A 25297-nucleotide genomic window follows, 5' to 3' on the forward strand; every position below is an offset into this window, starting at 1 on the left:
CAGGTGCTTCACGCGCCCTCGACCGGCAGTTCCGCGATGAAGTCCGCAAGACCGGCTGCCCGGGGTGGCGTCCGCCCGGGCAGGAACCGCTCGTAGTGGCCGGCGACGAGACGACGCAGCTCCGCCTCGGCCGGTTCGTCACCGCGGAGCGCGAGGGTGACCCGGTGCGGCTCCCCCGTCATGCGCAGCGGTCGGGCGAGCGCGTCGAACCCGCAGGTGTACTCGTCGGGCATCTCCCACCACGCCTCGGCGAACGCCTGGTCCCGGAGGACGTACATGTAGGAGTCGTCGTCGAAGAGGATCAGGGGGCCTGTCGGGCCTGTCGGTGCGGTCATCCGGGGAGTATGGCGCAGCCCCGTGACCCCGGGCGCGGGGTTTCCCGGGAGGGCGGCACGGGCCGTCGGCGGAACAGGCGGAAGAATCCCCGTACCTGCTCGACCAGCGATTCCGGTTGCTCCAGCGCGGCAAAGTGGCCGCCGTGCGGAAGCTCCTCGAACCAGCGCGGGTCGGTGAAGCGCAGGTCGGTGAAGCGCAGTCCGGCCTCCCGCCGCGACGGGCGGCTGATGTCGCGCGGGTAGACCGACAGCCCGGAGGGCGCCGTCACCCTGTCCCGGAAGTGGGCGAGGCTCTCCCAGTACAGGCGTGCCGACGACGTGACCGACGCGGTCAACCAGTGGACGGAGATCCCGTCGGGGATCGCCTGCCGGGACGGCGCGTCCTCGGGGTGATCGTCCTTGGCCGTCCAGGCCCGGAACTTCTCGGCGATCCAGGCGGCCTGCCCCGCCGGGGAGTCGGTCAGGCCGTAGCCGAGCGTCTGCGGCCGGGTCGCCTGGATCGCCGAGTACCCGCGGCCGGTGCGCCGCACCTCCTGCCCGGCCTCCGCATTCGCCGGCTCCGCGGGCGCCCACGGGCCCTGGGGACGACCCCGCCGGCCGAGACCTCCGAGCTGCCACTGGCCCGTGGGGTGCGGGACGGGGACGGCGCGTGCCTGTGACGCAGTGAGCACAGGTCCGGGCGGGGTGTGCTGCTGACGGGGTCCGAGCCGCCGTCGGCCCTGGAGATGTGGGGCTGGACGATGCGCGAGAGAGACCTGGCGGTCTTTGCCCCTGACCGTACGCACACTTACCGGCACTCCGGTGAGGGCGAGCTGCGCTTCGTCAAGGAGAAGAAGCCGCCGTGAAACCCGTACAGAAGATTCTCCCCGTCAGCGCCGGCACCGACGGCGGTATGTCCTCGATTGCCAACGACGGCACGTTCCCGGCCCTGGGCGTGGTCCCGCTCGCCACGGTCCTGCTGCGCGACCACCCGTATCCGGAGGTGATCTCCCTCGACGGCCAGACCGCCTCCGTGCCGGAAATCGAGGAGTTGGTCCAGGACGTCGAACCGGATGTCCTGGGAGTGAGCGCCCTGGGCACCTGGTAACCCCCGGGGCCGGTGTGCTCACCGTGCTGCACATCGGCACCGGCAGCGGACGCCGTCCGGCCACCCGCTTCCTGCTGGGCCACCTGGCCGACCTCATGTGGGCCCTTCTCGCCCTGATCGCCCTGCGGGCCGACGCCAGCCACTGGACGCACAGCGGGAGTTCGGTCCGGCGGATTCGCGCTTTCCCGCTCATGTTCGGTTCAGGTGCGGGCATCTGACAGTTCAGAGACCGCGGTGCCCCACTCCCGAGGAGGGTGTCATGCACGAGGAAATCCTTCAGTCCTTCCCCGCCGGCTCACCTCAGGCGGCCCGCCGCGCGGACGACTACGCCAACGCGCGCCAGCACGAGGGCATCGAGACCACCGTGGTCATGGACCTGGAGACCGACGCCTTCCTCGTCCTCGCCGACCACATCTGAGGAACGGTTCCGGCCTCGAAGACCCGCGTCACGGGGCCCGACACGCATCCGGCCCGCAGCGGCCGACATGTGCAGGGGCGCACATGAGCAGGTCCCACGGGAAGAGACGGCCGACGCCGTGCGGTAAGAGGCTCGTCTGTTCCTCGCATCGCTTTCCGCAAGGTCACGGAAGTACGCGAGCTGGTGCACGATCGACGAGCCAGGGTGTCCGACCATGCCCAGTTCCCCGGCAGGGTTTTACGATCACTGGGCAGGAGTTCCACAGCTCCACTCCGGCCGTGACCAGTGATCGAGCCGCTTCTGCCGCCCTGGCCCGAGCGGTCGCCGGGGCCACGCCGGTACCGGACCGGCTGTGCCCGCAGGGCATCCTGTACGTGCGGCACCACGACATCGCCCGGCAACTGCCGCCTCTGGAACTCGGGTCCGGCTCGGGGCAGACGTGCTGGCGGCGGCTGGACCGTTGGCAGAAGGCCGGGGTCTTCGACCAGCTGCATCGGATCCTGCTCGTCGGGCCGAACGCGGCCGGCGGGCTGGTCTGGTCGAGGGCATGCGTGGACGGCTCTCACGTCCGCGCGAAAAAGGGGGAGCCGACACCGGCCCGTCGCCGGACGCCCCGGCCGGCCCCGCAGGCGTCCCGAAGCGCTGCTCGGCGACAAGGGCTACGACTCCGACCCCAACCGCTCCGGCCCCAACCGCCGTGCACTGCGCAAGCACCGGATCCTGCCGGTGGTCTCCCGCAGGGGCGCCCCGAACATCGAGGGCCCGGGCAAGCTCCGCCATGTGGGGAGCAGACCTTCGCCCTGCTCCCCCAGTTCAGACGCCTCGTTGTCCGCTGGGAACGCCGCACCGAACTCCACGACGCCTTCGTCTCCCTCGCCTGCAGTCTCATCTGCTGGAGACGTCCCGAGAAGCACAACTCATGAGCGTGTTACGAGTTCCACGTACCGGGTATCGGTCCGCGTCCCGGACTTCATGTCTCCAACCTCCGGCGACGACGTTGGGCGGTCGGCCACGGCGATGTCATCGGACCGTCCAGCCCGTACTCCACCGCCCAGCGCAGGGCGTCGTTGTACTGGCTGTCGCTTTCCAGAGAAATCCCTTGCCGGCTACCGCCTCCTGACCGAGGCCGCCCGCCTGCGGTATGGCTTCACCGGGACCGGGGGGATGTACGACCACGGGCGGGTGCTGCGCCTGACCTGGCAGCAGGCGCAGCACCCGACGTACGACCGGCCGCCGATCAGCCCCTGGTGCCGTCCCGCGACGCCACGGACGAGGGATGCCGGAGTGCCGGTGGGAGGGTTCAGCCGTAGGTGTAGTAGGGGGTGTGGTCCAGCATGCTCTGCGGCGTCGTGTCGGTCCAGGGCGGCATGGCGTCGTTCAGGTCGATCACGTCCGCCGTCCCCCCGGCCGGGAGGTACTTGTCACTGCTCGGATGCAGCGCCTGCCAGTCGGCCCAGAGTTTGTCGACGAAGGCGTGGTGCAGCCAGAACGCCGGGTCGTTCGGGGAGACGCTCGACTCCATCTGGCCCCAGATCCAGGTGTGCACCCGGTTGTGCATGCTCATGTATCCCGCCGAGCCTTCGAGCGCGGAGCGGAAGCCCGCGGAGCCGTCGCGCCAGGGCGCGGAGTCGTAGGTGGGCAGGGCGAGGGCGGCGTCGACCTCGGCCCGGGTCGGGAGTGTGGGGATGCGGTAGCCCAGGTTGCGGGCCAGGAAGGGGCGGCTGTCGACCTGTATCGTGATCGGCCACTTGCCCGCGGAGTACGCGAAGGGGCCGTCCATCACCTGGTCGTCCAGGGCGCGTCCGGTACCGCCGAGCAGGTCCGGTGCCCAGACCGAGGAGGCCACGGTGTTGTCCGCGGTCCAGTCCCAGTACGGGATCGCCACCGACGGGTCGACCTTCTGGAGTTCGTTCTCGAAGTCGATGAGGAACTTGCGGTGCCAGGGCAGGAACGACGGGCCGAAGTGGCCCACGTAGACACCGGTGTTCATGTCCAGCGCGAAGCGGAGGCGGTGAGCGGCGACGAACTCGTCGTACACCCCGCGGCGCTTGACCTCCAGCACGGCGTCGACGAACGCCTTCTTCTCGGATGCGGTGAGGTCGGCCTGGTTCTTGCGTACGGTCATGACGGGGCTCCCGGCTCAGACGGTGGGGTCGAAGGGGACGACGGAGGCGCCCTTGAGGGAGACGACCGCGGTGCGTGCGGCGTCGAGCGGGGTCCTGAACCGTTCGTAGTGGTTGATCGCGCTGCTCCAGCCGCTCTTCTCGTGATGCATCACGTGGAGTTCCCGGCCGTCGACGAGGACCCGGTAGGCGCTGTGGCTGCCGTGACCGGCGCTGTGGGCGCCGGCCCCGCCGACCGGCTGGCCCTGGATGCGGCGGCCCTGGAAGACCTCGTCGAACGAGGTGGGATCACCGCTCCCGCTCGGCGCGGCAGCCTCGCCGTCGTTCTTGGTCACGGCGCCGGCCGCCCAACTGGTGGCCGCGCAGACGAGCGTCACACCTGTGGCAGCCCCCGCGGCGGCTTTCACGGCCTGGCGGCGAGTAATTCCGGACATGACAGATAACCCCCAGGAATACGACTGTGGTGGCCCTGGACTCGGCGGACCACTTTGGCCATGCCTACACGCGGAGTGATCATTCGCGGTAGGCGCACCCGTCCGATCGGCCGTCATGCGGACACTTCGCAACGGGCCGGGCGGCGACCGGAGCTTCCCATCTCACTGTCGGCAAGCGTCCCCACTGCCCGGTAAAGGAGATTCCCTTGTGAATGTGACCTTCTCGTGAAGATCTTTCGGGGCTCCGCGCTCCCGGCCCTGCGCGCACGGGGCGGAAACCTGTCCGAAAACAGGAGGCTGTCCACCTCGTTGTCCACCTCGTCGTCCACCGTGCCGTCCGCTCAGGTCATGGCGCGGAGCCACTGGTCACCGGCTGCTCCACCGCCGCCTGCACACGGATGCCTTCCGGGGCCGTGCCCCAGCCCGCACATTCCTCCGCCTCACGTCTGATGCCGTCGACGCGGCCACGGTCCACACGCTCGTCGGCTGCGAATGGACCGAGAGGAGTCAGCCGCTCTGCCTGGTCGGCGACTGCGGGACCGGCAAGTCCCCCATGCTGACAACGCTCGGCGCCACCGAGGCCGCGACGGCCGGCTGCCGGGTCATGTGCGTGTCGGCCGCGAAGCTGGTCAACGAGCTCGTCGAGGTCGCCGATGAGAACCAGCTCTCCAAGACGATCGCCCGCTACGGCCGCGTCGGCCTCTTCCGCATCGACGAACCCGGTTCCGTGGAACTGGACCGCCGCGGCCCCGCGTCCACCCCGGCCGTGTGCGGGCCGACAAGGCCTGCGCTTCTCGCGGAACCGGGCCTGCCTGCGGCCGACGCGGGACCCATCGCACCGTCCCCGGCAAGGCCGTCCAAGCGCGAAGCCGTCAGAAGCGCGGTTCCCGCGGCGGCCGGTCGGCCAGTCGGCCCGGCCGGGATGGGGCCGGAGCGACCTCACGTCCGGTGCGCAGTGCGGCGAGAAGGCTGTGCGGTCCGTGGCTGGTCTCGCCGCCGAAGCGTTCCTGCTGCCGGTGGGCGATTCGGTGGCGGCCCGGGGTGTCGCACTGGCCGCCGGCGCGGCAGGCCCGTCGAGCAACGTCCCGTTCCTGGATGCGGCTCTGGCAGGCGGTGCGGAGCCCGTCGAGGAAGGGGGGACGTCGCGGGCGGCGGTCCGGACGCGGTACGAACCGTGCCGTCGCCGGAGGCGGCACCGTGTTCCGGCCATCGTGCAGGGCCCCTTCGTGTCGCCGCTCGACCGCTCTTGGCGGATTCCGTGCAGCGGACGCCGGCGTTCGCCCGCCCGGGGGCCGCAGTGGGGAGCGCCCCGCCGGGTAGGCCCGTGACATGTGCGCTCCGCGGCAAGGGGCCGGGGCCGGCTCACGCCGGAGGCCCGAGGTCCGGTTGGTGTCCGCCGCAACGACACAAGAGCGCCATTTCCGTCCTGGCTCCCTTGTCCGGAAGAGAGGGGAGGGGCACCGGAGTACGGCGGTTAGGCTCCCGTTTGTTCCGGAGCGTCCCACTCTCATCGGCGCGGCTCACCACCGCGCCCGATGTGTCGTTCCCTCAGGCGGGAGAAGAAGTCATGACCGACATCAGTACGTCCCGGTTGCACCGAGAGGCCCTGGAGCTCGCGCTGTGGGAGACGTCGTCCCCCCAGCCGGACGCCGCTTCCGCGTCCCTGCTCTCGCAGTTCGACTCCGGGAGCGACGACCAGGGGGTGGGCAACAACGTGGTGGGAGACGGCAGCAGGCTGCCCGACCTGGGGCCGCTGTCGGACTTCGGCTCGTGGGAGTCCGTCGCCGCCACGATCGTGCACAAGGCCGAGAGCGTCAGCGGGTTCGACCCGGGCGGCACGAACTTCGACCTGAAGGCGTGGAACGCGTTCCTCACGAAGTTCGCCACGATTCCGTTGTGCACGCAGTACACGTACGACTACCGCGAGGCGAACATCTCCTCGCTCTCCCTCAAGAACGCGATCGACGCGGTGGACGACCTGGTCAAGAGCTTCATGTCGCCCGAGAACTACCTGGGCATCGTGGAGTCCATCAAGAAGGTCGGCCAGTTGGCGCTGTCGACCCAGAAGCAGACGCAGAAGAACAGCAACCAGCAGATCGGGTGTCTGTCGGTCCACGCCAGCAAGCTCTACCTCGGAGCCATCCGGACCACGGTGTCGATGGAGCACAAGAAGGGCAAGGGGTACGAGCAGTTGGCCCAGACCCTCCAGGTCTACCGCGGCTACGGCGTGCTCGACTTCGACAAGTGCAAGCGCTCCGCCGACAAGCTGCTCGCTTGGGACGGCAAGGACGTCGACGAATGGGCGAACGAGACGGCCAGCGCCTCCCAGAAGCCCAACGACAGCCCCGCCTGGGACAACTGAGACGGTCAGGGCCCTTCTTCGATCCGCCGGCCTCCCGGCGCGAGCCCTTCGGGTGGACGGCCCGTCCACTCGGGGGAGTTCGCGCCCCGGAGCCACTCACCCCAGGCAGGTTCCGTGGTCGCCAGTGACGTGCTGCCCCCCGAGGGAACGACGCCCTCGACCTTCGCCCAGGTCATCGCCGAGAACCTCCGCCACTCGGACGGTGGCTGCACCTTCGTCCACCAGCACGGGGGCGAGCACTTCGTCAGCTGGGCGGAGCTGTCGCGGGAGGCTCTGCGCCGGGGACGCCGGCTGCTCCACAGCGGACTGCGCAAGGGAGAACGCATCGCGCTCATCGTCCCCGACGAGCAGGAGTTCGTCGTCACCTTCCTGGGCGCGGTCTCGGTGGGCATCGTTCCGGTCCCCATGTACCCGCCCACGGGCTTCAACGAGTTCGAGGCGTACCGCGAGGACGCCGCCCACGTCCTCCGCGCGGCAGGGGCCCGGACGCTCCTGGTGCCCCGCAGCCTGGCGGGCCTGCCGGCCCCGCTCCTCCGAACTGTCGAGGGCATGCGGGCCACCGTCACGGAGGAGCTCTTCGCCGGGCCCCTGGCGGGCAGTGCGCCCGAGCCCGAGGTGATCCACCCGCAGGACGTGATGTTCCTGCAGTTCACCTCGGGGAGCACCGCGGCCCCCAAGGGGGTGCGGGTCACGCACGCCAACGTGCTCGCCAACTGCGCGGCCATCATCAGCGCCCTTCGCCTCGACGGCGGCCGGGACCGGGGCGTGAGCTGGTTGCCCCTGCACCACGACATGGGGTTGGTCGGGTGCGTGCTGGCGCCGCTCATCGCGCGCTGCCCGGTGACCTTCCTGCCGACGCTGCGCTTCGCGTTCTCCCCGGGGCTGTGGCTGGAAACGGTGAGCCGCCACCGCGCAACGGTGACCTTCGCACCCAACTTCGGCCTGGCGCTGGCCGTCAAGCACACCTCCGCGGAGGAGTTCCAGCGGCTGGACCTGTCCTGCCTGAGGGTCGTGGGCTGCGGGGCCGAACCCAACCACCCCCAGACGCTGCGCTCCTTCGCGGCGCACTTCGCGGCGGCGGGGCTGCGGCCGGGGACCGTGGTGCCGTGTTACGGCATGGCGGAGGCGACGCTCGCGATCTCCTTCAGCGACATCGGAGTTCCCTTCGCCCCGGACGTCATCCAGAAGGAGCCCTACCACGCGAACGGCCTCGCGCGGCCGTCCTCGGCGGCGGAGGACCCCCGGTCGCAGACGGCGTTCGTGCCCTGTGGGCGCGCCATCGCGGGCCACCGCGTCCTCGTCGTGGACGAAGAGGGGAATCCGCTTCCCGAGCGGCACGTCGGCGAGGTGGTCTTCCAGGGGCCCAGCGTGGCTGCCGGCTACCACGGTGACGCGGAGGCGACCCGGCGGAGTTTCACGGCTCACGGGCTGCGCACCGGGGACTGCGGGTACCTGGCGGAAGGAGTCCTCTACGTGACGAGCCGCAAGAAGGACCTGCTGATCATCAACGGGCGCAACCACGACCCCCAGGAGGTGGAATGGGCCGCGGCGGAGGTGCCCGGTCTGCGCAAGGGCAACGTCGTGGCCTTCACCCGGCCGGGCCGGGTCACCGAGGAGGTGGTGATCGTCGCCGAACTCCGCGAGGGGGACGCCGCCACCGTGGCCCGGCAGGTCCGCGTCCGCATCCAGACGAAGCTGTCCCTGTCCGTGGCGGAGATCCTCCTGCTGGCACCCGGGGAGCTGCCCAAGACCTCCAGCGGCAAGGTGAAGCGGAGCAGGACGCGGCAGCAGTACCTCGACGGAGCTCTCCACGCCGGGGCGCTCCGCGCGAGTTGAACACCATCCGCACACCTTCCCCGAGGAGCAGCCGTGCCCAGTCGTCTGACCCCCCTGGAGCGAGAGCAGTTGTACGCCCTGATCCGCGAGAAGCTGGACCTCGGCAGCGCGGACCGTCCCGAGGAGATCCGGAGCACCACCGCGGTGATGGAGCTGCCCGGGGTCGACTCCATGAAGCTCCTGCGCCTGCTGGGCGCGGTCGAGCTGGGCTTCCGGGTCAACCTGGGCTTCGAGGCCGTCCCCCGGGCGCGGACGGTGGGAGACGTCGAGCGGTTGATCTGCGAGTCGCGGGAACAGTACGCCGACCGGCCCTGAGCGCTGGAGGGAGGAGGAGCATGAGCGGTTCGAACCAGGGGCAGTTGCGGCAGGAAGCGTTGACGATCGCCAGGTGGGCGGAGATCGGGCGGGCGCCCTCGCGGGAGGTGCTGGCGAAGCTCGAACTGCTGGGTCCCGACGGCCACGAGTTCGACTACGGCGGTCAGGAGACAGGGGTGGGCAACACCTACGGCGGGGACGACGGCGGGCTGCCCGATCTGGGACCGCTGTCGGACTTCGGCTCGTGGGAGTCGGTGGCTGCCACCATCCTGCGCAGGACCGAGGAGTCCGCCGGCTTCGATCCGTCGTCCACGGTGTTCGATCCCGTCGCGTGGATTCGATTTGTGTGCCAGTTCCAGGAGATGCCGTTCCTCACCCGCGTTGTGGGCCCCGACAGCCGCAGCGCGTACATTTCATCCCTCTCCCTGCTGGGAGCCGTCTGGGTGGTGAGAGACCTGGTCGAATGGCTGGTGACGCCGGACACGCTCACCGGCATCATCAACTCCGTCAAGAAGATCGGTCAGCTGGCGGTCGAGAACGAGGGGCGGCAGGAGAAGGACAGCAACGTGCAGCAGGGGGTCCTGACCGTGGTGGACGGGGATCTGCGCCTCGGGCTGCTCCGGACCACGGTGCAGATGGAATACGAGACGGGCAAGGGGTACCAGCACCTCTACCAGCAGATCACCGTCAGCAGCCTTTTCGGGAGCCTCGACTACGGCATGTGCAAACGGCAGGCCGAGCTGCTGCTGGAATGGGACGGGCAGGACGTGGACGCCTGGGTGGAGGGGGCCTCCAGCTCCCGTTACCCTCCCAACACCAGTCCCGCGTGGGACAACTGAGCCGCGCCGGCGCCGGACCTGGGGACGGTGGCCGACCCTGGTGTTCCGATGCGGGCACGGGCGGGGAGCCACCGTTGCCACTCCGCCGCGCCTCGTGACCTCGACCGGCACCGCCGTCGACGGCCGGAATGCGCCGGTGATCACATCTGGGCGGCCCGCGTCGCGGACCGCCCAGGCCACCGAGGGCCGGTCGCCCACGACGGCGGAGGCCGGACCCTCGGCATCGGCGGCACCGCACTCCCCGCCGCCCTGGAGGAGTACGCGGCCGACGAAGTCGAGCTCGGTACCGTACGACCGCCGTCATCCCGGCCCCCTCCCGGAGGCCGACCCGCCCCTCCCCGCGCCGGCAGACGAAGAATGACGTGACCACGGAACCGGCCCCCGACGAGCCGGGCACGGACGAGCTGCGTGCGCGGACGACCGAGGCCGTCCGCGCGCTGCCCGACATGCACGACCTCGCCTTCCACGAGCAGGGACGCGCTCGACGGCGGTACCCCGCAGAACCGACGCACGTGTCCGGCGGGGCTGTTGTGCGCGACCGGGCGGCTGTAGTCGGCTTGGCCCATGAGACTCCTCACGGTTCGGAAGTCCACGGACTCCTCCTCCGCCCCACGCCCCACGCCTCGGCCCGGCACACGTACCGCAGCGACACTGGTCGTGTCCGCGCTCCTCGTCTCCTCCTGGTGGACATCCCTCGCCGGGCCCGGACACGCCTCCGAGGCCCTCCCCGCGGCCTCCCCGGCCTCTGCGGCAGACGGGGAACTGCGGGGCATCGACCTGAACACGGTGACGATCCCGCAGCTCCAGGCCCGCATGGCGAGCGGGGCCCTCACCCCCTCGGGACTCACCCGCGCCTACCTGAAGCGCATCAAGGCGATCGATCCGAAGATCCACGCCGTGCTGCGCACCGATCGCACCGCCCTCCAGCAGGCTGCCCGGAGCGACGCCCGGCACCGGCGCGGCGCCGTCCTCGGTCCGCTCGACGGCATCCCGGTACTGATCAAGGACAACGTGGACACGAAGGGCCTGCTCTCGACGGCGGGTTCCCTCGCTCTCGCCACGGCCGCCCCGCACCAGGACGCCGACCTGGTCACCCGCCTGCGGGAGGCCGGAGCGGTGATCCTCGGCAAGACGAACCTGTCCGAATGGGCCAACTTCCGTGCCGCACGGCCCACGTCGGGCTGGTCCGCGGTCGGCGGGCAGACCCACAACCCCTACGTCCTCGACCGGAACCCCTGCGGATCATCGGCAGGCTCCGGGGCCGCGCTGGCGGCATCGCTGGCCCAGGTGGCCATCGGCACCGAGACGGACGGCTCCATCGTCTGCCCCGCGGGGATGAACGGAGTGGTCGGGCTCAAGCCCACCCTGGGCGTAGTGAGCGGCCGGGGCGTCGTACCGATCTCCGCCGAACAGGACACCGCCGGACCCATGGCGCGCAACGTCGTCGACGTGGCGCTGACCTTGACCGCTCTGCGGGGGAAGGGGCACGTCACAGGCGAGGGCACGGCCCCCGCCGCCCCGCGGGCGAGCGGCACGGCCGCCGGTGGCAGCACTCAGACAGGCATGCGGGGACGGCGGATCGGCCTGTGGCGGCTGCCGTCGCTCGGCAAGGACGTGGACGAGATCATGTCGGCGGCGGCGCAGCGGCTGCGGAGTGCCGGCGCGACAGTCGTCGAGGTCACCCCGCCGTACCAGGACCGCCTGGCCGAGCTGGAATTCCCCGCGCTGCTCAGTGAGTTCCACCGCGACATCGACGCCTACCTCGCCGGCCGGCGCGGCCCGAAGGACCTCGCCGAGCTCACCGCGTTCCACCGCGCCGACCCGGCGGAACAGACGTGCTTCGCAGGGGTGGAGCTGTTCGAGAGCGCACTCAAGGCACCGCCCACGACCGACCCCCGGTACCGGGCCGCACGCGCGGAACTCACCAGGCTGGCACGCAGGTCGATCGACGACACGAGGGCCGCCCACCGCTTGGACGCCATCGCCGCGCCGACCAACCCGCCCGCCTGGACCACCGACTGCGCCCGGGGCGACAACGACGTGATCCCCTCCTCCACTCCCGCCGCCGTGGCCGGATACCCCTCCCTCTCGGTCCCGGCCGGGTCCGTGGGCGAACTGCCCGTCGGCCTGCTCCTCATGTCCGGGAAGCACGAGGACGAGGCGCTGCTGTCCCTCGGCGCACACGTCGAACAGCATCTGCGGGCGTGGCGTGCCCCGCGCTACCTCCCGACCCTGCCGACTCCCACGGCCTCCGACGAGCTGCGCGGCACGGGACGCTGAGCACACAGGTCGAGTGCGCGCGGCTGGTGTTCCCGGGCGCTGCCGGTACGTGGCAGACGGCACGCCCCGGAACACCAGCCGGTCCGGACGCCGCTCAGAGCCCCTGACGGGAAGCCCCTGCGCCATCCTCCGCCTCCTGGCGGCCCGGGCCCGTCGCGTATGCCAGCGGAGGGGCGATGGCCTGGGCGTCCGCTCCTTTGCCGACCCACAGTCCGATGAAGAGCGCGGCGGTTGCTTCCAGGAGTCCGGCGCCTTCGAGGCCGCCGGCGGTCACGGGGGCGCAGCCCGTGTCCCGTACCAGCTCATGCACACGGTCGAGGGCGGACTCGGCGTCTCCGCAGACCGGGACGACCAGTGGCCGCCCGTCGAAGACGGGCGGACGCATGCGCCACACGTCCTCGTGGCACAGGTTGAACGCCTTGACCACATGGGCTCCCGGTGCCGCCGCAGCCAGTCGCTGCGCGGCCGAGGGGCCTCCTTGCGTCAACAGGCGGAAGCCCGGCCCGACCGGGTTGGAGCAGTCGAGCAGCACCTTGCCCTCCAGGGCCGTGCCCAGCCCTCGTACCGCCTCCGCTCCCGCCCCGAAGGGCAGCGCGGCCAGCACCACCTGTCCGTATGCGGCAGCCGCGCGCGGAGTCCCGGGTTTCGCACCGCCTCCGATGCGCGTCGCGAGCCGCTCTGCCTTCTGCGCGTCCCGCCCTGCGACCACCACCTCGTGCCCGGCCCGCACCCAATGGGTGGCGAGCGCGTCGGCCATGTTGCCCGTGCCCAGTACACCGATTCTCATCACGCAACCTCTCGCCGTGCCTTCTTCGACCGTTCCCACTGACGCTAGAAGGTGGTTCGGGCACCATTCGGTACGTGACGACCGATGCCTTCCTCGCCGACTGCCGCGCCCGCCTCGCCTTCGACCTGCTCTCCAACACCTGGAACGCCGTGGTGCTCTGGGCACTGCGCGACGGACCCAAGCGCCCGGTCGAACTCCGGGAGCGGATCGGAGGCATCAGCTCCAAGGTCCTCACCGAGACGTTGCGGCGGCTGCAGTTCAACGGGCTGGTCGACCGGCAGGAACACCCGGGCGCGCCGGTGCGTGTCGAGTATCAACTCACCCCTCTGGGGCGGACCTTGCTGGGGCCCATCGACGCCGTCGGCGCATGGGCCTTCGAGTACGGTGACGAAGTGATCGCGGCTCAGGACGCAGCGTGTGCCGACGGCCCGGAGTCTTCCGGTCCGCCAACTCAGGCCGGGCCCGGGGGGTGACGCCCAGGATCTGGATGCAGCTCTGATGGCTGCTGGTACGGCTCTGGACCTGCGCCGGGTCGCGTCCTTCGCACTCAGGGCAGCCGTTGACCGAGCGGATGGTCTCGCCGAAGCCGAAGCCGCGCCCCTTGACGATCGCGCCGTGCGGCGTCATGGTGCCCGGTCCGTTCCGTGTGTTCCAGTACCACAGGCCGCTCCGCCGGGCGACGGACGGGTCCCGCGGGGCCCGGCCCTCGGCGGTGGGGTGGTCGAGGCCGGTGGTGACGCGGTCGAGGGGGCACCGGACCCGGCTGGTCTCCTGCTCGCTGGACATGGCCTCTGCGCAGGCCCAGTCATCGGCCTCGGACATGAATCAGCCCGTGTGTCCAGGAAAGCCGATCTCCACCAGGGTTTGCTCCACCAGGGTTTGCTCGAACTGGCCTGCAGCCTGACCTGCATCCGACGTCTTCCAGCAGTCCCAGAACGCTCGGCTGGAAGTCCGAGCGCAGCCCCGGAGCGCTGTGCTGAATCAGCCCGGCCGGAGCGTCGGAACCCGATCCCCGACGCGTCAACTCGACCAACTTCGTCCGGAGCTCTGTCGCCGACTCAGCACGTCCTGACCGCGGGCCCGCAGCAGCGGCCGGGCCGTGAGCCGGCGCAAAGGCTCGAAGACGGCGATGAGTTCGCACTTCGTGTTCCTGCGGGTAAGGCTCGCCGGGCGTCGGCCCAAGCCCTCACCCGATGGGACGATTCCGTTGGTCTGGCTGATCACCCAGTGGCCCGAGGCGAGAGCGAGCCGGTGAAGTACTGGATCTCGAACCTGCCCGCCGACCTGCCGCCCAAGGACCTCGTCCGCCTGGCGAAGGCCCGCCGGCGCATCGGGCACGACTGCCGGGAACTGAATCCGGAACACCCGAACGCACCGCCTGAGTAGGGCAGTGGCATCGGTGCGCCACCGCGGCCGACAGTCAGCGGGAGGCCACGGATGGACGTGGTGCAGTACGAGGTGCGATGCGCTGCCACGTCGGGCAGCTTCTGCCGCGACCTGGAGCGAACCGGGCGGCACCGGTACCGCCACTACGCTTGACCACTGCAACTTTCCAACAACCCGGACATGAAGGGGAATTGTCTATGCACGTCACCGCTGCGGAGCAAGCCCAGCCGCCCACCGCCCCGCGTTTGCGGCCTGAGATCATCTCAGTTCCCTTCACAGCCCGCCTCAACCCCTACCGTGACGAGGCCACGCGCCACCATGGGGAGTGGATGACGCAGATGGGCCTGCTCTCCTCCGCCGATGAGCGCAGTCGCCTGGACCGCTGGGGGATGGGCACACTGGCGGGCTACTGCTACCCCGGTGCGGAGCGCAAAGAGCTGGATCTTCTGACCGACTGGTGCGGCTTCTGGGTTGTCTTCGATGATCAGTTCGACAACCCGGACGGCGCCCGGCCCGACGTTGCCGGTGCCATCATGGACATGGCCCTGGCGGTGGCCTGCGCCGAGCCCGGCAGCAACCCGTACCCGGACATCCCCTTCTGCGCGGCACTGGGAGACCTGATGGAACGGGTGGCGGCCTACGGGGTGTCGCCGACCTGGATGACGCACCTGCGCCAGACGATCCGCGAGATGCTGGCGGGCTTCCATCAGCAGTTCCTCGATCACGCGCGGGGCGTGCAACTGGACTTCGAGCAGCTCTTGCGCAGCCGTCGCCGGGATATAGCCATGCAGCACCTGTACGACCTGCTGGCTCTTCAACACGGCTGGGAGCTGCCGGAATCGGTTTCGGCTACCCGCGAATTCGGGCAGATGCACGATGCGCTGCACGAGGCCATGGCGATGGTCAACGACGCGTACTCCGGGTACCGGGACCGGGGGCGGCTGAACCAGAGCTACAACACGGCGGTGTTGCTGGAGGGGGAAGGCATGAGCGAGGAGGAGGCGTTGGCCGAGTTGAACCGGCGCACGGGGCGGCTCCTGGACCGCTATCTCGAGTTGAAGGCGGACGTGCCGATGCTGCTGGCACTGATGGGCCTGGAGGACCGTGCGCAGGGACGTGTGATGCGATACCTGGAAGATGTGGAGACGCTGTTTGCCGGGGCCTGTTACCTGCACCGGGTGTCGGACCGGTACAACCCCGAGGCGGCGTACTCCAGCGACGATCCGACCTTCGTGTCCCGCTGGGGCTTCCCGGAGCACGCGAGTTTGATCCGCCCACCGGCCGCGTCCACCCCCATCGTGTCCGGCTGAGCCCCTCGGCGTCCGAGGGCACCGAGCGAGACACCCGGAGGGGCGTCTTGAGGACGGTATTCGGGAAGCACCAGAGAGTCAGGTATGAGAGATCCGCAGTCGATCCCCACCGCTCCCCACGCGTGGCCCCTGATCGGGCACTTGGGGTCGCTGGTGCGGGCTCCTTTGGCATTCATGAGGTCACTGCCCGCCCACGGAGAGTTGGTCCGCATCCGCATGGGCCCCGTGCAGGTGGTCGTGATCTGCGATCCGGGGCTGACTCGTCAGGCCCTGGTGGAAGACCGCGTCTTCGACAAGGGCGGCCCGTTCTGGGACCGCGGCCGGGAAGTCCTGGGTGACGGCCTCGCCAGCTGTCCACACGGTGCACACCGCCGACTGCGTCGGCTGGCTCAGCCCGCCTTCCATCCCGACCGTCTTCCTGGCTATGCGCGGACCATGACTGCCCGCACAGAGGAGGTGACCAGTTCCTGGACACCGGGACAGGTTCTGGACGTGCCCACCGAGATGATGACGATCACTTCCCGGGTGACGGCTTCCGCCCTGTTCTCCGACTCACTCCCCGCAGCCGAGCTCGGCCAACTCGTCAGCGATGTCAAGACCATCACGCACGGGGTTTTCCAGCGCATGTTCTTGTTTCCGCCGTTGGACCGGCTCCCCACTCCCGGCAACCGCGCCTACCTGCGCGCGCGCACTCGCCTGCGTCATGCCTGTGAACTGATCATCGCTGAGCGGCGCGCCGACGACACTGACCACGGCGACCTGCTGTCGGCCTTGCTGGCGGCCCGCGATCCCGAAGACGGTGACCGCGGCCTCAGCGACGCGGAGATCAGCGACACGATCGCCGCCTTCTTGGTGGCGGGGACAGAGACCACGGCCAGTGTCCTGGCCTGGGCGCTGGACCTGCTGGCCCGGCACCCCGAGATCGAGCAGAGACTGCATGCCGAGGTCGACACCGTCCTGCACGGAGCTCCAGCCACTCACACAGATCTACCCCGCCTCGAACTGACCGAGCGCGTCATCACCGAGACCCTCCGGCTGTACTCCCCGGCCTGGTTCGTGACCCGCACGGTCACCGAAAACACTCACCTGGGCAGACACCCACTACCCGCTGGCACCAACATCGCCTACAGCCCCTACCTCATCCACCGCCGGCCCGATCTCCACACCGACCCGGAAACCTTTGCCCCCGACCGTTGGGACCCCGAGCGCCCCCCACCGCCCCGTTACGCCCTCATCCCCTTCGCCACCGGTGCCCGCAAATGCATCGGCGACGCCTTCGCCATGACCGAGGCCACCCTCGCCCTCGCAACCATCACCGCCCGCTGGAGCCTGAAACACCTGCCCGGCCGTCAGCAAGTGCACCCCGCCCCAGCAGCAGGATTGGCACCACGCGATCTACAGATGCAGACAACACCGCGCGGGGACTTCGGGAGTGCCATGAATCAGGTGTGATCTTCCACGAAGGATGCGGCTCCGCAGAGACGCCCGGCGCCGGGCCGCCCGGCCCTCGCACAAGCCGCACCTGACCAGCGAGGACGACGTATCACCCGGCCATGACTCACCACTCAAGATCATTTGAATACACCGCCCAGGCGGCTGAGAGCCGCGGCAACCGGTTCGTCATCGCCGTCTCCTCAACGATCGGACCTCATTCGCCACGGTGGACAGCACGGCCCGGCCCATCTCCAGGGAGCGGATCTGCGCGCCGAGCGCGGCCACGTGCATGTCGGCGGCCCCGACGACCGGGGGGCGGCCACTGAGGACACGGCACACGTCGTCGAGCAGCCCAAGCCTCACCGCCGCCGGCACGCGCCTGCCCGCCCTTCGGCCGGACAGCAGACGGGCCGGGCCGGTCTATGGGCTCGCGGTGCGGGCGGCGCGCGCGTAGCGGTCAGCCAATTCACCGAACGCGGTGGACAGTTGGGGCGGGCCGATGACTTCGATATCGGTGTCGAAGCGGCCGATGGCGGCGGCGAGTCCGGTCCATGACCAGGAGCCGAGGAGGAGCCGGCAGTGACGGGGGCCGAGTTCTTCGACGATTCCGTCCTGGGCGAAGGGCGCGACCTCGGCGGCCGGGAGGCGGAGGACGACTTCGCCCCGGCAGGGCCAGTCGGTGGTGGTGCCGTCGTTGCCGCGGAACCGGCTGGTGATGAAGGCGGAGACGCTGCCCCCGGGGAGGTCACGCGGGGTGAAGCGCGGGCCGGTGGGCGTGCGGGGCCGGATGCGGTCGACGCGGAAGGTGCGCCAGTCCTCGCGGTGGAGGTCCCAGGCCACGAGGTACCAGCGATGGCGCCAGGTGACCAGGTGGTGGGGCTGCGCACGGCGTACGTCGCCGGCCGAGGCGCCCGGCCCCGGGGCGTAGTCGAAGCGCAGTTCCTCGCGCGCGTGGAGGGCGCGGCTCAGGTCCGTCAGGATCTGGGCGTCGACCGGGTGGGCGTCGCCGGCCGTCGCGGGCGGTTGGACGGCGGTGAGGTGCAACAGGTCGATGCGGTGGCGCAGGCGGGGCGGCATGACCTGGCGGAGGGTGGCCAGCGCGCGGCCGGCGTCCTCGGCGACGGTGGTGCCGGCTGCCGCCGTCTGCAGTGCGACGGCCAGCGCGACGGCCTGGCCGTCGTCGAACAGCATGGGCGGCAGGCGGGTGCCGGCCTCCAGGCGGTAGCCGCCTGCCGGTCCTTTGAGCGTCTTGATCGGATAGTCGAGTTCGCGCAGGCGGTCGATGTCACGGCGCACGGTGCGGGACGTGATGCCGAGACGCTCGGCGAGATCGTCGCCCGACCAGTCACGGGGCGTCTGCAGGAGCGAGAGCAACGCGAGCAGCCGGGCGGATGTCTTGTGCATGGCACCCATACTCCCCGGAGTACCGGACACCTCCTGTCCTCTACCCCTGCCATCGTGGCCTACGAGCCGTTCGGGGGGCATCGCCCCTGGTCACGGCAGCCGCCGTGGGCGCTGAGGCGACCGGCGGTGCAGCCACCACATCGAGCAAGGAGCAGGTCATGCCCGTCACGACCACCACCCACCTGAACTTCCGGGGCACCGCGCGTGAGGCGCTGGACTTCTACCGGTCCGTCTTCGGCGGACGTGTCGTCGCGGTCACCTACAAGGACGCGGGCGCCGTGCAGGACGAGAGCGAGGCGGACTGGATGATGTGGGGCGAGGTGACGGGCGACGACGGCTTCCACATCATGGCCTACGACGTCCCCTCACGACTGCCCTGGAACCAGGGCGAGAACCCGTTCTTCGTCTCCGTGCGCGGCGACGACGCCGAGGAGATCAGCGCCCTATGGGGCAGGCTCGCCGTGGGCTCGACCGTCGTGCGTCCGCTGGAGGCCGCGCAGTGGGCGCCGCTGTACGGCATGCTCACCGACCGCTTCGGCATCACCTGGGTCCTGGACGTCACCGCTCCGTACAACGGCTGAAGCAACCGACCGACGTGACACGCCTGCGCCGTCCGGGCCGCCAGAGCTGTACGGGCGGCCCGGACGGCGCAGGCATACGGCAGTAAAGGGAAGCGGGGCACCGTACGGATGCGGAAGTAGGGGGGCCCGGCGGTATCCGCAGGGGTGGCGTTCGATGTCGTCAGTGCCGCGCTTCCGCCGCTACGAGGAGAGTGGCACCGCTCCGTGCCACCGCTCACGACGTCCTCTTGAGTACCCGTGTGGTGTCGCCGCTGCCGTCACGCTCACCTTCTCCAGCAGCGTGCAGCAGAACCTGAAGCGCTGCATGTTTTGCCTAAAGGGCGTAGGTAGGGGCATGATGGCCATAGGATGTTGAGAGAAGGTGATGGCCGTGGTGCGGGCAGGACTGAGCCCGAGGCTGCTGACGCTCGCCGACGCGGAACTCGCCGATGAAGCCTGGTTCGGCCAGGTGGCCAAGGTCCGCCCTCGGCCGGCGTTTCGACGTACCGGCGCGAACACCTACCGGGACTGCGCCAGGGCGCGCATCCCGGCCGCTACGAAGCAGCGCGCTTCCGGCTCAACCCGCAGACCACCACGGCCGGCACCCGGCACCCGGCACCCACAGATGACGGGGGCGATCCGGCGTCGTTGTGAGCCGGCCGAGCCGGACCGGACGCACGTGGTCCGGCTGCTGAGCAGCGTCGTCTTCCACTGATACGCCCTCCCTGAAGGCAGCCAGCCGTTTCGGCCCCGCCGACATCACCGCACAGCAGCCCCGGGCCTGGACCCCGGACCGCCTCGGCACCGCGTTGCGGAGCCGGACCACCCCCTGACCGGCAGCGTCACCCCCAGTGCTTCCCGATGCCGCCCGGCAGCACCCCACCCCCCCCCAGCGAGAAGGCTTGAGGCAATGAGCGCCGAACAGAAACTGATCACCACCCGCGTCACCGAGGACTTCCTGCGCGGACACCTCGACGCGGAAGCGACCGCCCACGGGCTGCTGCCGCACCGGCTGCCCGCCCGAGCGCGCCGCCAGATCCCCGACGACCAGTTGGCCGTGGCCGAGACGCAGCCCTCCGGTGTCCGGCTGGCCTTCCGTACGAGCGCCACCACCGTCTGCCTGGACACCCTGCCGACCAAACGCGTCTACCGGGGTTTCCCGGCCCCGCCGGACGGCGTCTACGACCTCCTGGTCGACGGCCGCCTCACCGCCCGGGCCACGGTGGACGGCGGCAACCTGCGCACCGTCACCGACATGCGGACCCAGACCGCGGAACTCACCCCGGGCGCGGTCGGCACGGCTCGCTTCACCGGCCTCCCCGTCGGCGAGAAGGACATCGAGATCTGGCTCCCGCACGCGGAGATCACCGAGGTCGTCGCCCTGCGCAGCGACGCCCCCGTCGAACCGGCCCCGAGGACCGGGCGCCGGGTGTGGCTGCACCACGGCAGCTCCATCAGCCAGGGCTCCAACGCCGTCTTCCCCAGCACCATCTGGCCCGCCCTGGCCGCCTCCGCGGGCGGCGTGGAGCTGATCAACCTCGGATTCAGCGGCAGCGCGCTGGTGGACCCCTTCGTCGCCCGCGCGATACGCGACACCCGCGCGGACCTGATCAGCCTCAAGCTCGGCATCAACGTCGTCAACGGGGACACCATGCGCCTGCGCGCCTTCGCCCCCGCCGTCCACGGGTTCCTCGACACCGTCCGCGAAGGTCACCCCGCGACCCCCTTGCTCCTGGTCTCCCCCGTCCTGTGTCCGACCCACGAGAACACCCCGGGGCCTCTCATGCCGGACCTCTCCGGTGGAACCTTGAAGTTCAGGGCCACCGGCGATCCGGCCGAGACCGCCGCCGGGCGGCTGACGCTCACGATCGTCCGCGACGTCCTGGCCGACATCGTCGAGCAGCGGGCCGCCGAGGACCCCCACCTCCACTACCTCGACGGACTCGACCTGTACGGGCAGAGCGACCACGACGAGTTCCCCCTGCCGGACGGAATCCACCCCAGCCCCGAAGGACACCGCCGCATCGGCGAGAACTTCGCCAGGCTCGTCTTCGCGGACAACGGACCCTTCGCCGGTACGGCCGACCGGCCCGGACGCCCGTGACCGGCAGGGGGAGGGCCTTCACGACGTGCGAGAGACGGCGGGCAGCCGCCCACCGCCGGGCGTCCACCCGTCATGTGCCGGGTTCACGCCCGGAATCGGACAAGAGCTCACGGAGCCGCCGCATGACGTCGATCTGGGCCGGGTTGTAGAGATCGGCGATGGCCGCGCCGATGGTGCGACCGGCATGTTGTCGGCCGCGCGGGGCGTCCGAAGTGAGGTCGTTCAGCCCGGGATGCCTGGCTCGCAGACCCCGGACGTAAGGCACGAGACGCTCGGCGAGACTCTGGCGCGCCTGCTCGTCCGCGTGGGCGGGAAGCTCGTCGAGTTCGCGTGCCACCGGCTGCGGCTGCTGGTCGAGCACGTCCGCGTACGCGTCCATGCCGTTGGGGCCGAGCACCGTCCCCAGGACGGTGACGAACGAGCGGTCGGGATCGGGGAGCTCCGCCTCCTCGTCCACGAAGGCGACGCGGAGGGGGAGGTCGCTCGCGGCAGTTCTCCGCATCAGGGCGGCCACCTCGGCGCGCGCGTGCTCCAGTCGTTCGATGCCGGCGGCCAACTCGGCGTCGAGAGCCCGCAGATCGCGCGGGTCCGGGGCGGAGTGCGGGCCGTCCCGCATGTCCGCGATCTGGGAAAGGGAGAAGCCCAGCGCGGTGAGACGCTTGATCCGCAGCAGCCGGACGAGATGGCTGACGCGGTACTGCTTGTAACCGTTGGAGCGTCGCTCCGGCTCCTCGATCAGGCCGATCTCGTGATAGTGCCGGACGGCCCTGAGGCTGGTACCGGCCAGCTCCGCCATCTCCCGTGTGCTCCACGCCATGGTCGATGTCTCCTTCGTCGTTGGGCGCCGTCTCACCGCGGTCGCCGTCAAGGGCTCCACGACCGGGCGCGTGCTCGTCGAACCGTCCGCCGCCTCGGCCTGCCTGCACCTGCGCCTGCGCCCGCCCCCGTGCTCCCGCACCTCTGCCCGAAGGGGACCGCTGTGCACGGATGGCGGGCTCGGTTCACTGCCGAGTCGCGCCCTCGGGTGGTGCGACGCCGGTGGAGAGGACGTGGTCGACGGCGGCATTGAGGGTCTCGTTCTCGGCGATGAGGACGGACTCGCGGGCGGGCAGGGCGCGTTCGACGGAGAGACCGTTGAGAACGGTGATGAGGAATCTGACGTTGCGGGTGTGGTCTGCCGGGGGCAGCACGCCTTCCTCGGCGAGCACCATCAGCCAGTGCTCGACCCGGCGCTCCGCCTCCCGCGCATGCCCGAGATAGGCGTCGCGCACCGATTCGGTCGGCTCGGGTTCGATGAAGGCCCGATACGTCGCACCCCATGCGGTCCGCGCGTCGTCGCTGGTGCCCAGCGGTGCGAGAACTTGCCGCAGACAGTTCAGCAGCCGTTCGCGGGGCGGCAGCGTCCGGTCCCGGATCGGGTCGCCGGGCAGGAGACGGTCGTAGATCCGCGCGAGCAAGCTGTCCCGCAGGGCGCGCTGGGTGGGGAAGTGGAACCTCAGCGATCCGGTGCTCACTCCCGCACGCGCGGCGACCGCCCGCACGCTCAAGTTGGCCGACATGTCCTCGGCGATCATCTCCGCCGCGGCTTGGAGGATCTTCTCGCGTGTCTCCATGCTCCACTCCCTTCATTTTTCCCGCTCCTCCACCACTCTACTAGTACACCGTACTAGCACAGCGTGCTAGCGTGCCACTGACACACCGTACTAGTCGGGTCGCGCCGGGAGACGGCGAGCACGCTTCGCCGCCCACCGCCTGCCGCCCGGGACTGAGCAGGGCCCTGCGTCTGCGGTACTCCTCTCTGCTCGACCTGGCCGGTCACCGGCCTCCTGACGTGCGGAAGGCGCGGCCGCATCGGCCCTCTTCGGCCGACGCCCTGCGCGACCGGCACGGCACGGTCCGGCCGCGCAGGGCGGTCCGAGCGCGATGAAAGGAAGACCATCATGAGCCAAGCACGGCCAAGGCCCGCCGCCCGGTACGGGGCGGCGTTCGCCGCAGCCCTCATGGTCCTGACCGGCTGCTCGTCCGGCGCCCCGGGACCGTCCGGCACCTCCACGACGGCCACGTCCACCTCGGTCCCGCCCCCGACCCCTCTCTCCTGGAGCGCCTGCGGGAAGAACCTCGAATGCGCCACCCTCCAGGTGCCCCGGAACTACACCGAGCCCGGTGACGCGCGGATTCCGCTCGCGGTCATGCGTCACCGGGCCACCGATCGCGACCACCGCGTCGGCAGCCTGATCTTCAACCCGGGCGGCCCCGGGGTCTCCGCCACCGAGACCCTGCGCAACCTGCCCGCGACGGCGGGCACCCCCGGCGCCTTCTCGCCCGCGGTGCTCGCCAGGTTCGACGTCATCGCGATGGACCCTCGCGGCGTCGGCGGATCGCAGGCCGTTCGGTGCCTGACCGACGAGCAGCGGGCCACCGCCGCGGGCACCGCCTTCGACCCGGCAGTCCCCGGGGGCAAACCCCTGCCGCGACTCCTGGCCGATGCCGCCGCGTTCACCGACGGCTGCGTCGCACGGCAGAGCAAGGAGTTCCTGGCCAGTCTGTCCACCGACAACGTCGCCCGCGACATCGACCGGCTTCGCGCCGCGCTCGGCGAGGACAAGATCACGTACTACGGCTTGTCCTACGGCACCGTGGTCGGCCCGATGTACGCCACCCTGTTCCCGCGCCGCGTCCGGCAGATGGTGCTCGACGCGCCCGTCGACACCGGCCTGTGGTTCGGCGACTCCCTCGCCTTCCTCCACGACGTCGCCCTGGCGAGCGAACGGACGCTCGACGCCTGGTTCGAGACCTGCCGCGCCGAAGGGACCGCGGTGTGCCCGTTCGGAGCGGGGGACCCGCAGACGGCGTTCGACGCACTGATCGACACGCTGGAGGCGAAACCACTGCGGATCGCGCCCTCCCGGGGCGTCACCCCGGACGGCCGACTCGACGGCGCCATGGCCCTGGAGGCCGCCCGGGCCCTGGCGGGCGACCAGAAGACCTGGCCGTTGCTGACCTCGGCGCTGCTGGCCGCGCGAGCCGGCGACGGCGCACTCCTGCACACCCTGTGGCGCAGCGTCACGGTGTCCCCCTTCCCCGTCCCCACCGCGATGTTCGAAGCCCACACCGCGGTACGGTGCGCCGACTGGCGAACCCCAGCGGGGATCGCCGCGCACCGGGCCGCGGCCGCCAAGGCCGTCGCCGAGGCCAAGCGGATCGGGACCAGGGCCGCCTACTCCGCCCTGAACTGCGCCCGGTGGCCCGCGCCGGGCAAGGACCGTGTCACCGAGCCGCTCACGGGCGCCGGCGCACCGCCGGTGCTGGTGGTCGCGGGCCGACTGGACCCCGTCACCCCCCACCACTGGGCCGGGAACACGACCCGGACCCTGGACTCCGCGGTCCTGCTCACGCGTGAGGGAGTCGGACACGGCTCCTACGGCATCAATGCGTGCGTCAACAAGGCGGTTGACGCCGCCCTCGTCCACGGCACCCACCCCGCGAACGGCACGGTGTGCCGGACGGACACTCCCGCCACCACTCGTCCCTTCGTCCCCGCGAACCATTGAGGCACGGCCGGTCTGCACCCGCGCACCCGTTCCGTACGGCACGACGATCGAGCGAGCGGAAAGACACACTCGCGGCCTTCGTCGCGGTCCCGCACCGAAGTTGCTCGAGTGAATGACGCGGCCGAGAGGACCAGCTCGCCGCCTTTCGCCGTGTGAACACACGTGAAGTCACGCAGCACGGAAAGACGTACGCCGGACAATTCCGTATGCGCCTATGACCGCAGCATTTCGCTCGGCCGTTCCGTCGCGTCGCCGTCTCGCGCATGCGGACATACGGCGCCGCCCGTCGCGGGTCCGCCATTCACTCCTGACGCAGCGGCTCCCTGCGTCTCTGGCGCCCCCACCCACAACACGCCTGAACAGCAAGGAACAACGGATGACGTTCGTTTGAGGCACGAACTCCGAAGCAGACCACAAAAGTACAGCAGCGTCACGAAATGCCCCTTTTCAGGGGTCCGCAAAAGTGTGCCGTAACGTCATCAGTTTCACGGCTCGACCCGGAGGTAGGAGTCACCTCAGGAAGGCAGAACAGCACCAGGGAATTCACTCACCGACATGCACAAGAGCGAGTGGATTCCCGGCCTTCCACGTCTTCTCTTTCCGTCACGACGATTCGGGGGGACCGCGAAGCAAGGGGTGAGTGAAAATCCTTTTGCTGCGCGCGCCACCTCTTTCTGCGGCGAGAATTCCTCGCCCCGCGACGACGGCCGACCCGCAGGGAGCCCGACGTGC

At 70.4% G+C, this 25297-nt stretch carries 26 protein-coding genes and 1 pseudogene; 19 read left to right on the plus strand and 8 right to left on the minus strand.

Going from position 1 to position 25297, the window contains the following annotated elements; genetic code table 11:
- Nucleotides 1–8: 8 nt before the first annotated feature.
- On the minus strand, nt 9–335 hold the full coding sequence (locus tag ACZ56L_RS10105) for a hypothetical protein (protein WP_471063022.1): 327 nt from the start codon (nt 333–335) through the stop codon (nt 9–11).
- Nucleotides 332–865: a hypothetical protein gene (locus tag ACZ56L_RS10110; RefSeq protein WP_471063024.1), complete on the minus strand. Its 534-nt coding sequence runs from the start codon at nt 863–865 to the stop codon at nt 332–334. The genes ACZ56L_RS10105 and ACZ56L_RS10110 overlap by 4 nt, the downstream gene beginning before the upstream one ends.
- Before the next feature lie 156 nt (nt 866–1021).
- Here ACZ56L_RS10110 and ACZ56L_RS10115 point away from each other — a divergent pair, with 156 nt between their 5' ends.
- The 5 genes from ACZ56L_RS10115 to ACZ56L_RS10135 all read left to right on the plus strand — a co-directional run bounded on the left by ACZ56L_RS10115 (nt 1022) and on the right by ACZ56L_RS10135 (nt 2763).
- Nucleotides 1022–1180 (plus strand): hypothetical protein, encoded by a 159-nt coding sequence (locus tag ACZ56L_RS10115; RefSeq protein WP_471063026.1) that lies wholly within the window; start codon nt 1022–1024, stop codon nt 1178–1180.
- Nucleotides 1177–1422, plus strand: coding sequence for a hypothetical protein (locus ACZ56L_RS10120; protein WP_471063028.1), 246 nt, complete (start codon nt 1177–1179; stop codon nt 1420–1422). The genes ACZ56L_RS10115 and ACZ56L_RS10120 overlap by 4 nt, the downstream gene beginning before the upstream one ends.
- A 14-nt stretch (nt 1423–1436) precedes the next feature.
- Nucleotides 1437–1640 (plus strand): hypothetical protein, encoded by a 204-nt coding sequence (locus ACZ56L_RS10125; RefSeq protein WP_471063030.1) that lies wholly within the window; start codon nt 1437–1439, stop codon nt 1638–1640.
- Nucleotides 1641–1681: 41 nt separating this feature from the next.
- Nucleotides 1682–1840 carry a hypothetical protein gene (locus ACZ56L_RS10130; RefSeq protein ID WP_345219308.1) on the plus strand — a complete coding sequence of 53 codons (159 nt, stop codon included), beginning with the start codon at nt 1682–1684 and terminating at the stop codon, nt 1838–1840.
- An 83-nt stretch (nt 1841–1923) separates the two neighbouring features.
- Nucleotides 1924–2763 (plus strand): transposase, encoded by an 840-nt coding sequence (locus ACZ56L_RS10135; RefSeq protein WP_471063032.1) that lies wholly within the window; start codon nt 1924–1926, stop codon nt 2761–2763.
- 377 nt (nt 2764–3140) lie between these two features.
- Here ACZ56L_RS10135 and ACZ56L_RS10140 read toward each other — a convergent pair whose 3' ends face one another.
- The gene (locus tag ACZ56L_RS10140) at nt 3141–3965 is read right to left on the minus strand and encodes a tyrosinase family protein (RefSeq protein WP_345219307.1); all 825 of its coding nucleotides are present in this window, start codon (nt 3963–3965) and stop codon (nt 3141–3143) included.
- Between the two features lie 15 nt (nt 3966–3980).
- On the minus strand, nt 3981–4397 hold the full coding sequence (gene melC1, locus ACZ56L_RS10145) for an apotyrosinase chaperone MelC1 (RefSeq protein ID WP_471063034.1): 417 nt from the start codon (nt 4395–4397) through the stop codon (nt 3981–3983).
- Nucleotides 4398–4785: 388 nt separating this feature from the next.
- Here melC1 and ACZ56L_RS10150 point away from each other — a divergent pair.
- The 6 genes and pseudogenes from ACZ56L_RS10150 to ACZ56L_RS10175 all read left to right on the plus strand — a co-directional run.
- Nucleotides 4786–5085 (plus strand): annotated as a pseudogene (locus tag ACZ56L_RS10150) (ATP-binding protein); the annotation flags it as partial.
- Between the two features lie 879 nt (nt 5086–5964).
- Entirely contained in the window at nt 5965–6759 is a 795-nt protein-coding gene (locus ACZ56L_RS10155; protein WP_345219305.1) for a hypothetical protein, read from the plus strand.
- Between the two features lie 114 nt (nt 6760–6873).
- Nucleotides 6874–8595 carry a fatty acyl-AMP ligase gene (locus ACZ56L_RS10160; protein ID WP_471063037.1) on the plus strand — a complete coding sequence of 574 codons (1722 nt, stop codon included), beginning with the start codon at nt 6874–6876 and terminating at the stop codon, nt 8593–8595.
- Between the two features lie 33 nt (nt 8596–8628).
- Complete coding sequence (locus ACZ56L_RS10165) at nt 8629–8910, plus strand: acyl carrier protein (RefSeq protein ID WP_468685359.1); 282 nt, start codon at nt 8629–8631, stop codon at nt 8908–8910.
- A 20-nt stretch (nt 8911–8930) separates the two neighbouring features.
- Entirely contained in the window at nt 8931–9749 is an 819-nt protein-coding gene (locus tag ACZ56L_RS10170) for a hypothetical protein (RefSeq protein WP_471063040.1), read from the plus strand.
- A 657-nt stretch (nt 9750–10406) separates the two neighbouring features.
- Entirely contained in the window at nt 10407–12029 is a 1623-nt protein-coding gene (locus ACZ56L_RS10175; RefSeq protein WP_471063041.1) for an amidase family protein, read from the plus strand.
- A 94-nt stretch (nt 12030–12123) separates the two neighbouring features.
- Here ACZ56L_RS10175 and ACZ56L_RS10180 read toward each other — a convergent pair whose 3' ends face one another.
- Nucleotides 12124–12816 (minus strand): NADPH-dependent F420 reductase, encoded by a 693-nt coding sequence (locus ACZ56L_RS10180; RefSeq protein WP_471063042.1) that lies wholly within the window; start codon nt 12814–12816, stop codon nt 12124–12126.
- A gap of 74 nt (nt 12817–12890) precedes the next feature.
- Between ACZ56L_RS10180 and ACZ56L_RS10185 the strand changes: the two genes are divergently transcribed.
- The 4 genes from ACZ56L_RS10185 (at nt 12891) to ACZ56L_RS10200 (ending at nt 16964) form a co-directional block, all read left to right on the plus strand.
- Nucleotides 12891–13289 (plus strand): winged helix-turn-helix transcriptional regulator, encoded by a 399-nt coding sequence (locus tag ACZ56L_RS10185; protein ID WP_471063043.1) that lies wholly within the window; start codon nt 12891–12893, stop codon nt 13287–13289.
- 754 nt (nt 13290–14043) lie between these two features.
- Nucleotides 14044–14202 carry a hypothetical protein gene (locus ACZ56L_RS10190; protein WP_345219299.1) on the plus strand — a complete coding sequence of 53 codons (159 nt, stop codon included), beginning with the start codon at nt 14044–14046 and terminating at the stop codon, nt 14200–14202.
- 197 nt (nt 14203–14399) lie between these two features.
- Nucleotides 14400–15512 (plus strand): terpene synthase family protein, encoded by a 1113-nt coding sequence (locus tag ACZ56L_RS10195; protein WP_345219298.1) that lies wholly within the window; start codon nt 14400–14402, stop codon nt 15510–15512.
- Between the two features lie 84 nt (nt 15513–15596).
- A complete protein-coding gene (locus ACZ56L_RS10200; protein ID WP_471063045.1) occupies nt 15597–16964 on the plus strand; it encodes a cytochrome P450 in 1368 nt (455 codons plus the stop codon).
- A 402-nt stretch (nt 16965–17366) separates the two neighbouring features.
- On the opposite strand, the gene ACZ56L_RS10205 is transcribed toward ACZ56L_RS10200, so the two are convergent.
- Nucleotides 17367–18350 carry a helix-turn-helix transcriptional regulator gene (locus ACZ56L_RS10205; protein ID WP_471063047.1) on the minus strand — a complete coding sequence of 328 codons (984 nt, stop codon included), beginning with the start codon at nt 18348–18350 and terminating at the stop codon, nt 17367–17369.
- Nucleotides 18351–18508: 158 nt separating this feature from the next.
- Here ACZ56L_RS10205 and ACZ56L_RS10210 point away from each other — a divergent pair, with 158 nt between their 5' ends.
- The 3 genes from ACZ56L_RS10210 (at nt 18509) to ACZ56L_RS10220 (ending at nt 21014) form a co-directional block, all read left to right on the plus strand.
- Entirely contained in the window at nt 18509–18931 is a 423-nt protein-coding gene (locus tag ACZ56L_RS10210) for a VOC family protein (RefSeq protein ID WP_345219294.1), read from the plus strand.
- A gap of 361 nt (nt 18932–19292) precedes the next feature.
- Nucleotides 19293–19625, plus strand: coding sequence for a hypothetical protein (locus ACZ56L_RS10215; protein WP_471063050.1), 333 nt, complete (start codon nt 19293–19295; stop codon nt 19623–19625).
- Between the two features lie 195 nt (nt 19626–19820).
- Entirely contained in the window at nt 19821–21014 is a 1194-nt protein-coding gene (locus tag ACZ56L_RS10220) for a GDSL-type esterase/lipase family protein (RefSeq protein ID WP_471063052.1), read from the plus strand.
- A gap of 70 nt (nt 21015–21084) precedes the next feature.
- On the opposite strand, the gene ACZ56L_RS10225 is transcribed toward ACZ56L_RS10220, so the two are convergent.
- Complete coding sequence (locus ACZ56L_RS10225; protein WP_471063054.1) at nt 21085–21831, minus strand: MerR family transcriptional regulator; 747 nt, start codon at nt 21829–21831, stop codon at nt 21085–21087.
- A gap of 184 nt (nt 21832–22015) precedes the next feature.
- Complete coding sequence (locus ACZ56L_RS10230; RefSeq protein ID WP_471063056.1) at nt 22016–22627, minus strand: TetR/AcrR family transcriptional regulator; 612 nt, start codon at nt 22625–22627, stop codon at nt 22016–22018.
- 327 nt (nt 22628–22954) lie between these two features.
- Between ACZ56L_RS10230 and ACZ56L_RS10235 the strand changes: the two genes are divergently transcribed.
- Nucleotides 22955–24565 carry an alpha/beta hydrolase gene (locus ACZ56L_RS10235; protein ID WP_471063058.1) on the plus strand — a complete coding sequence of 537 codons (1611 nt, stop codon included), beginning with the start codon at nt 22955–22957 and terminating at the stop codon, nt 24563–24565.
- The last annotated feature ends 732 nt before the right edge of the window (nt 24566–25297 follow it).

It is taken from the genome of Streptomyces sp. NPDC039736 (assembly GCF_055596485.1).

What these genes read in the sequence shown, in the direction of transcription:
- melC1 (WP_471063034.1), bottom strand. Translation starts at nt 4,397, where the DNA reads ATGTCCGGAATTACTCGCCGCCAGGCCGTGAAAGCCGCCGCGGGGGCT.
- ACZ56L_RS10230 (WP_471063056.1), bottom strand. Translation starts at nt 22,627, where the DNA reads ATGGAGACACGCGAGAAGATCCTCCAAGCCGCGGCGGAGATGATCGCC.
- ACZ56L_RS10235 (WP_471063058.1), top strand. Translation starts at nt 22,955, where the DNA reads ATGAGCCAAGCACGGCCAAGGCCCGCCGCCCGGTACGGGGCGGCGTTC.
- ACZ56L_RS10130 (WP_345219308.1), top strand. Translation starts at nt 1,682, where the DNA reads ATGCACGAGGAAATCCTTCAGTCCTTCCCCGCCGGCTCACCTCAGGCG.
- ACZ56L_RS10210 (WP_345219294.1), top strand. Translation starts at nt 18,509, where the DNA reads ATGCCCGTCACGACCACCACCCACCTGAACTTCCGGGGCACCGCGCGT.
- ACZ56L_RS10220 (WP_471063052.1), top strand. Translation starts at nt 19,821, where the DNA reads ATGAGCGCCGAACAGAAACTGATCACCACCCGCGTCACCGAGGACTTC.
- ACZ56L_RS10105 (WP_471063022.1), bottom strand. Translation starts at nt 335, where the DNA reads ATGACCGCACCGACAGGCCCGACAGGCCCCCTGATCCTCTTCGACGAC.
- ACZ56L_RS10135 (WP_471063032.1), top strand. Translation starts at nt 1,924, where the DNA reads ATGAGCAGGTCCCACGGGAAGAGACGGCCGACGCCGTGCGGTAAGAGG.
- ACZ56L_RS10195 (WP_345219298.1), top strand. Translation starts at nt 14,400, where the DNA reads ATGCACGTCACCGCTGCGGAGCAAGCCCAGCCGCCCACCGCCCCGCGT.
- ACZ56L_RS10205 (WP_471063047.1), bottom strand. Translation starts at nt 18,350, where the DNA reads ATGCACAAGACATCCGCCCGGCTGCTCGCGTTGCTCTCGCTCCTGCAG.
- ACZ56L_RS10200 (WP_471063045.1), top strand. Translation starts at nt 15,597, where the DNA reads ATGAGAGATCCGCAGTCGATCCCCACCGCTCCCCACGCGTGGCCCCTG.
- ACZ56L_RS10155 (WP_345219305.1), top strand. Translation starts at nt 5,965, where the DNA reads ATGACCGACATCAGTACGTCCCGGTTGCACCGAGAGGCCCTGGAGCTC.
- ACZ56L_RS10170 (WP_471063040.1), top strand. Translation starts at nt 8,931, where the DNA reads ATGAGCGGTTCGAACCAGGGGCAGTTGCGGCAGGAAGCGTTGACGATC.
- ACZ56L_RS10140 (WP_345219307.1), bottom strand. Translation starts at nt 3,965, where the DNA reads ATGACCGTACGCAAGAACCAGGCCGACCTCACCGCATCCGAGAAGAAG.
- ACZ56L_RS10180 (WP_471063042.1), bottom strand. Translation starts at nt 12,816, where the DNA reads ATGAGAATCGGTGTACTGGGCACGGGCAACATGGCCGACGCGCTCGCC.
- ACZ56L_RS10225 (WP_471063054.1), bottom strand. Translation starts at nt 21,831, where the DNA reads ATGGCGTGGAGCACACGGGAGATGGCGGAGCTGGCCGGTACCAGCCTC.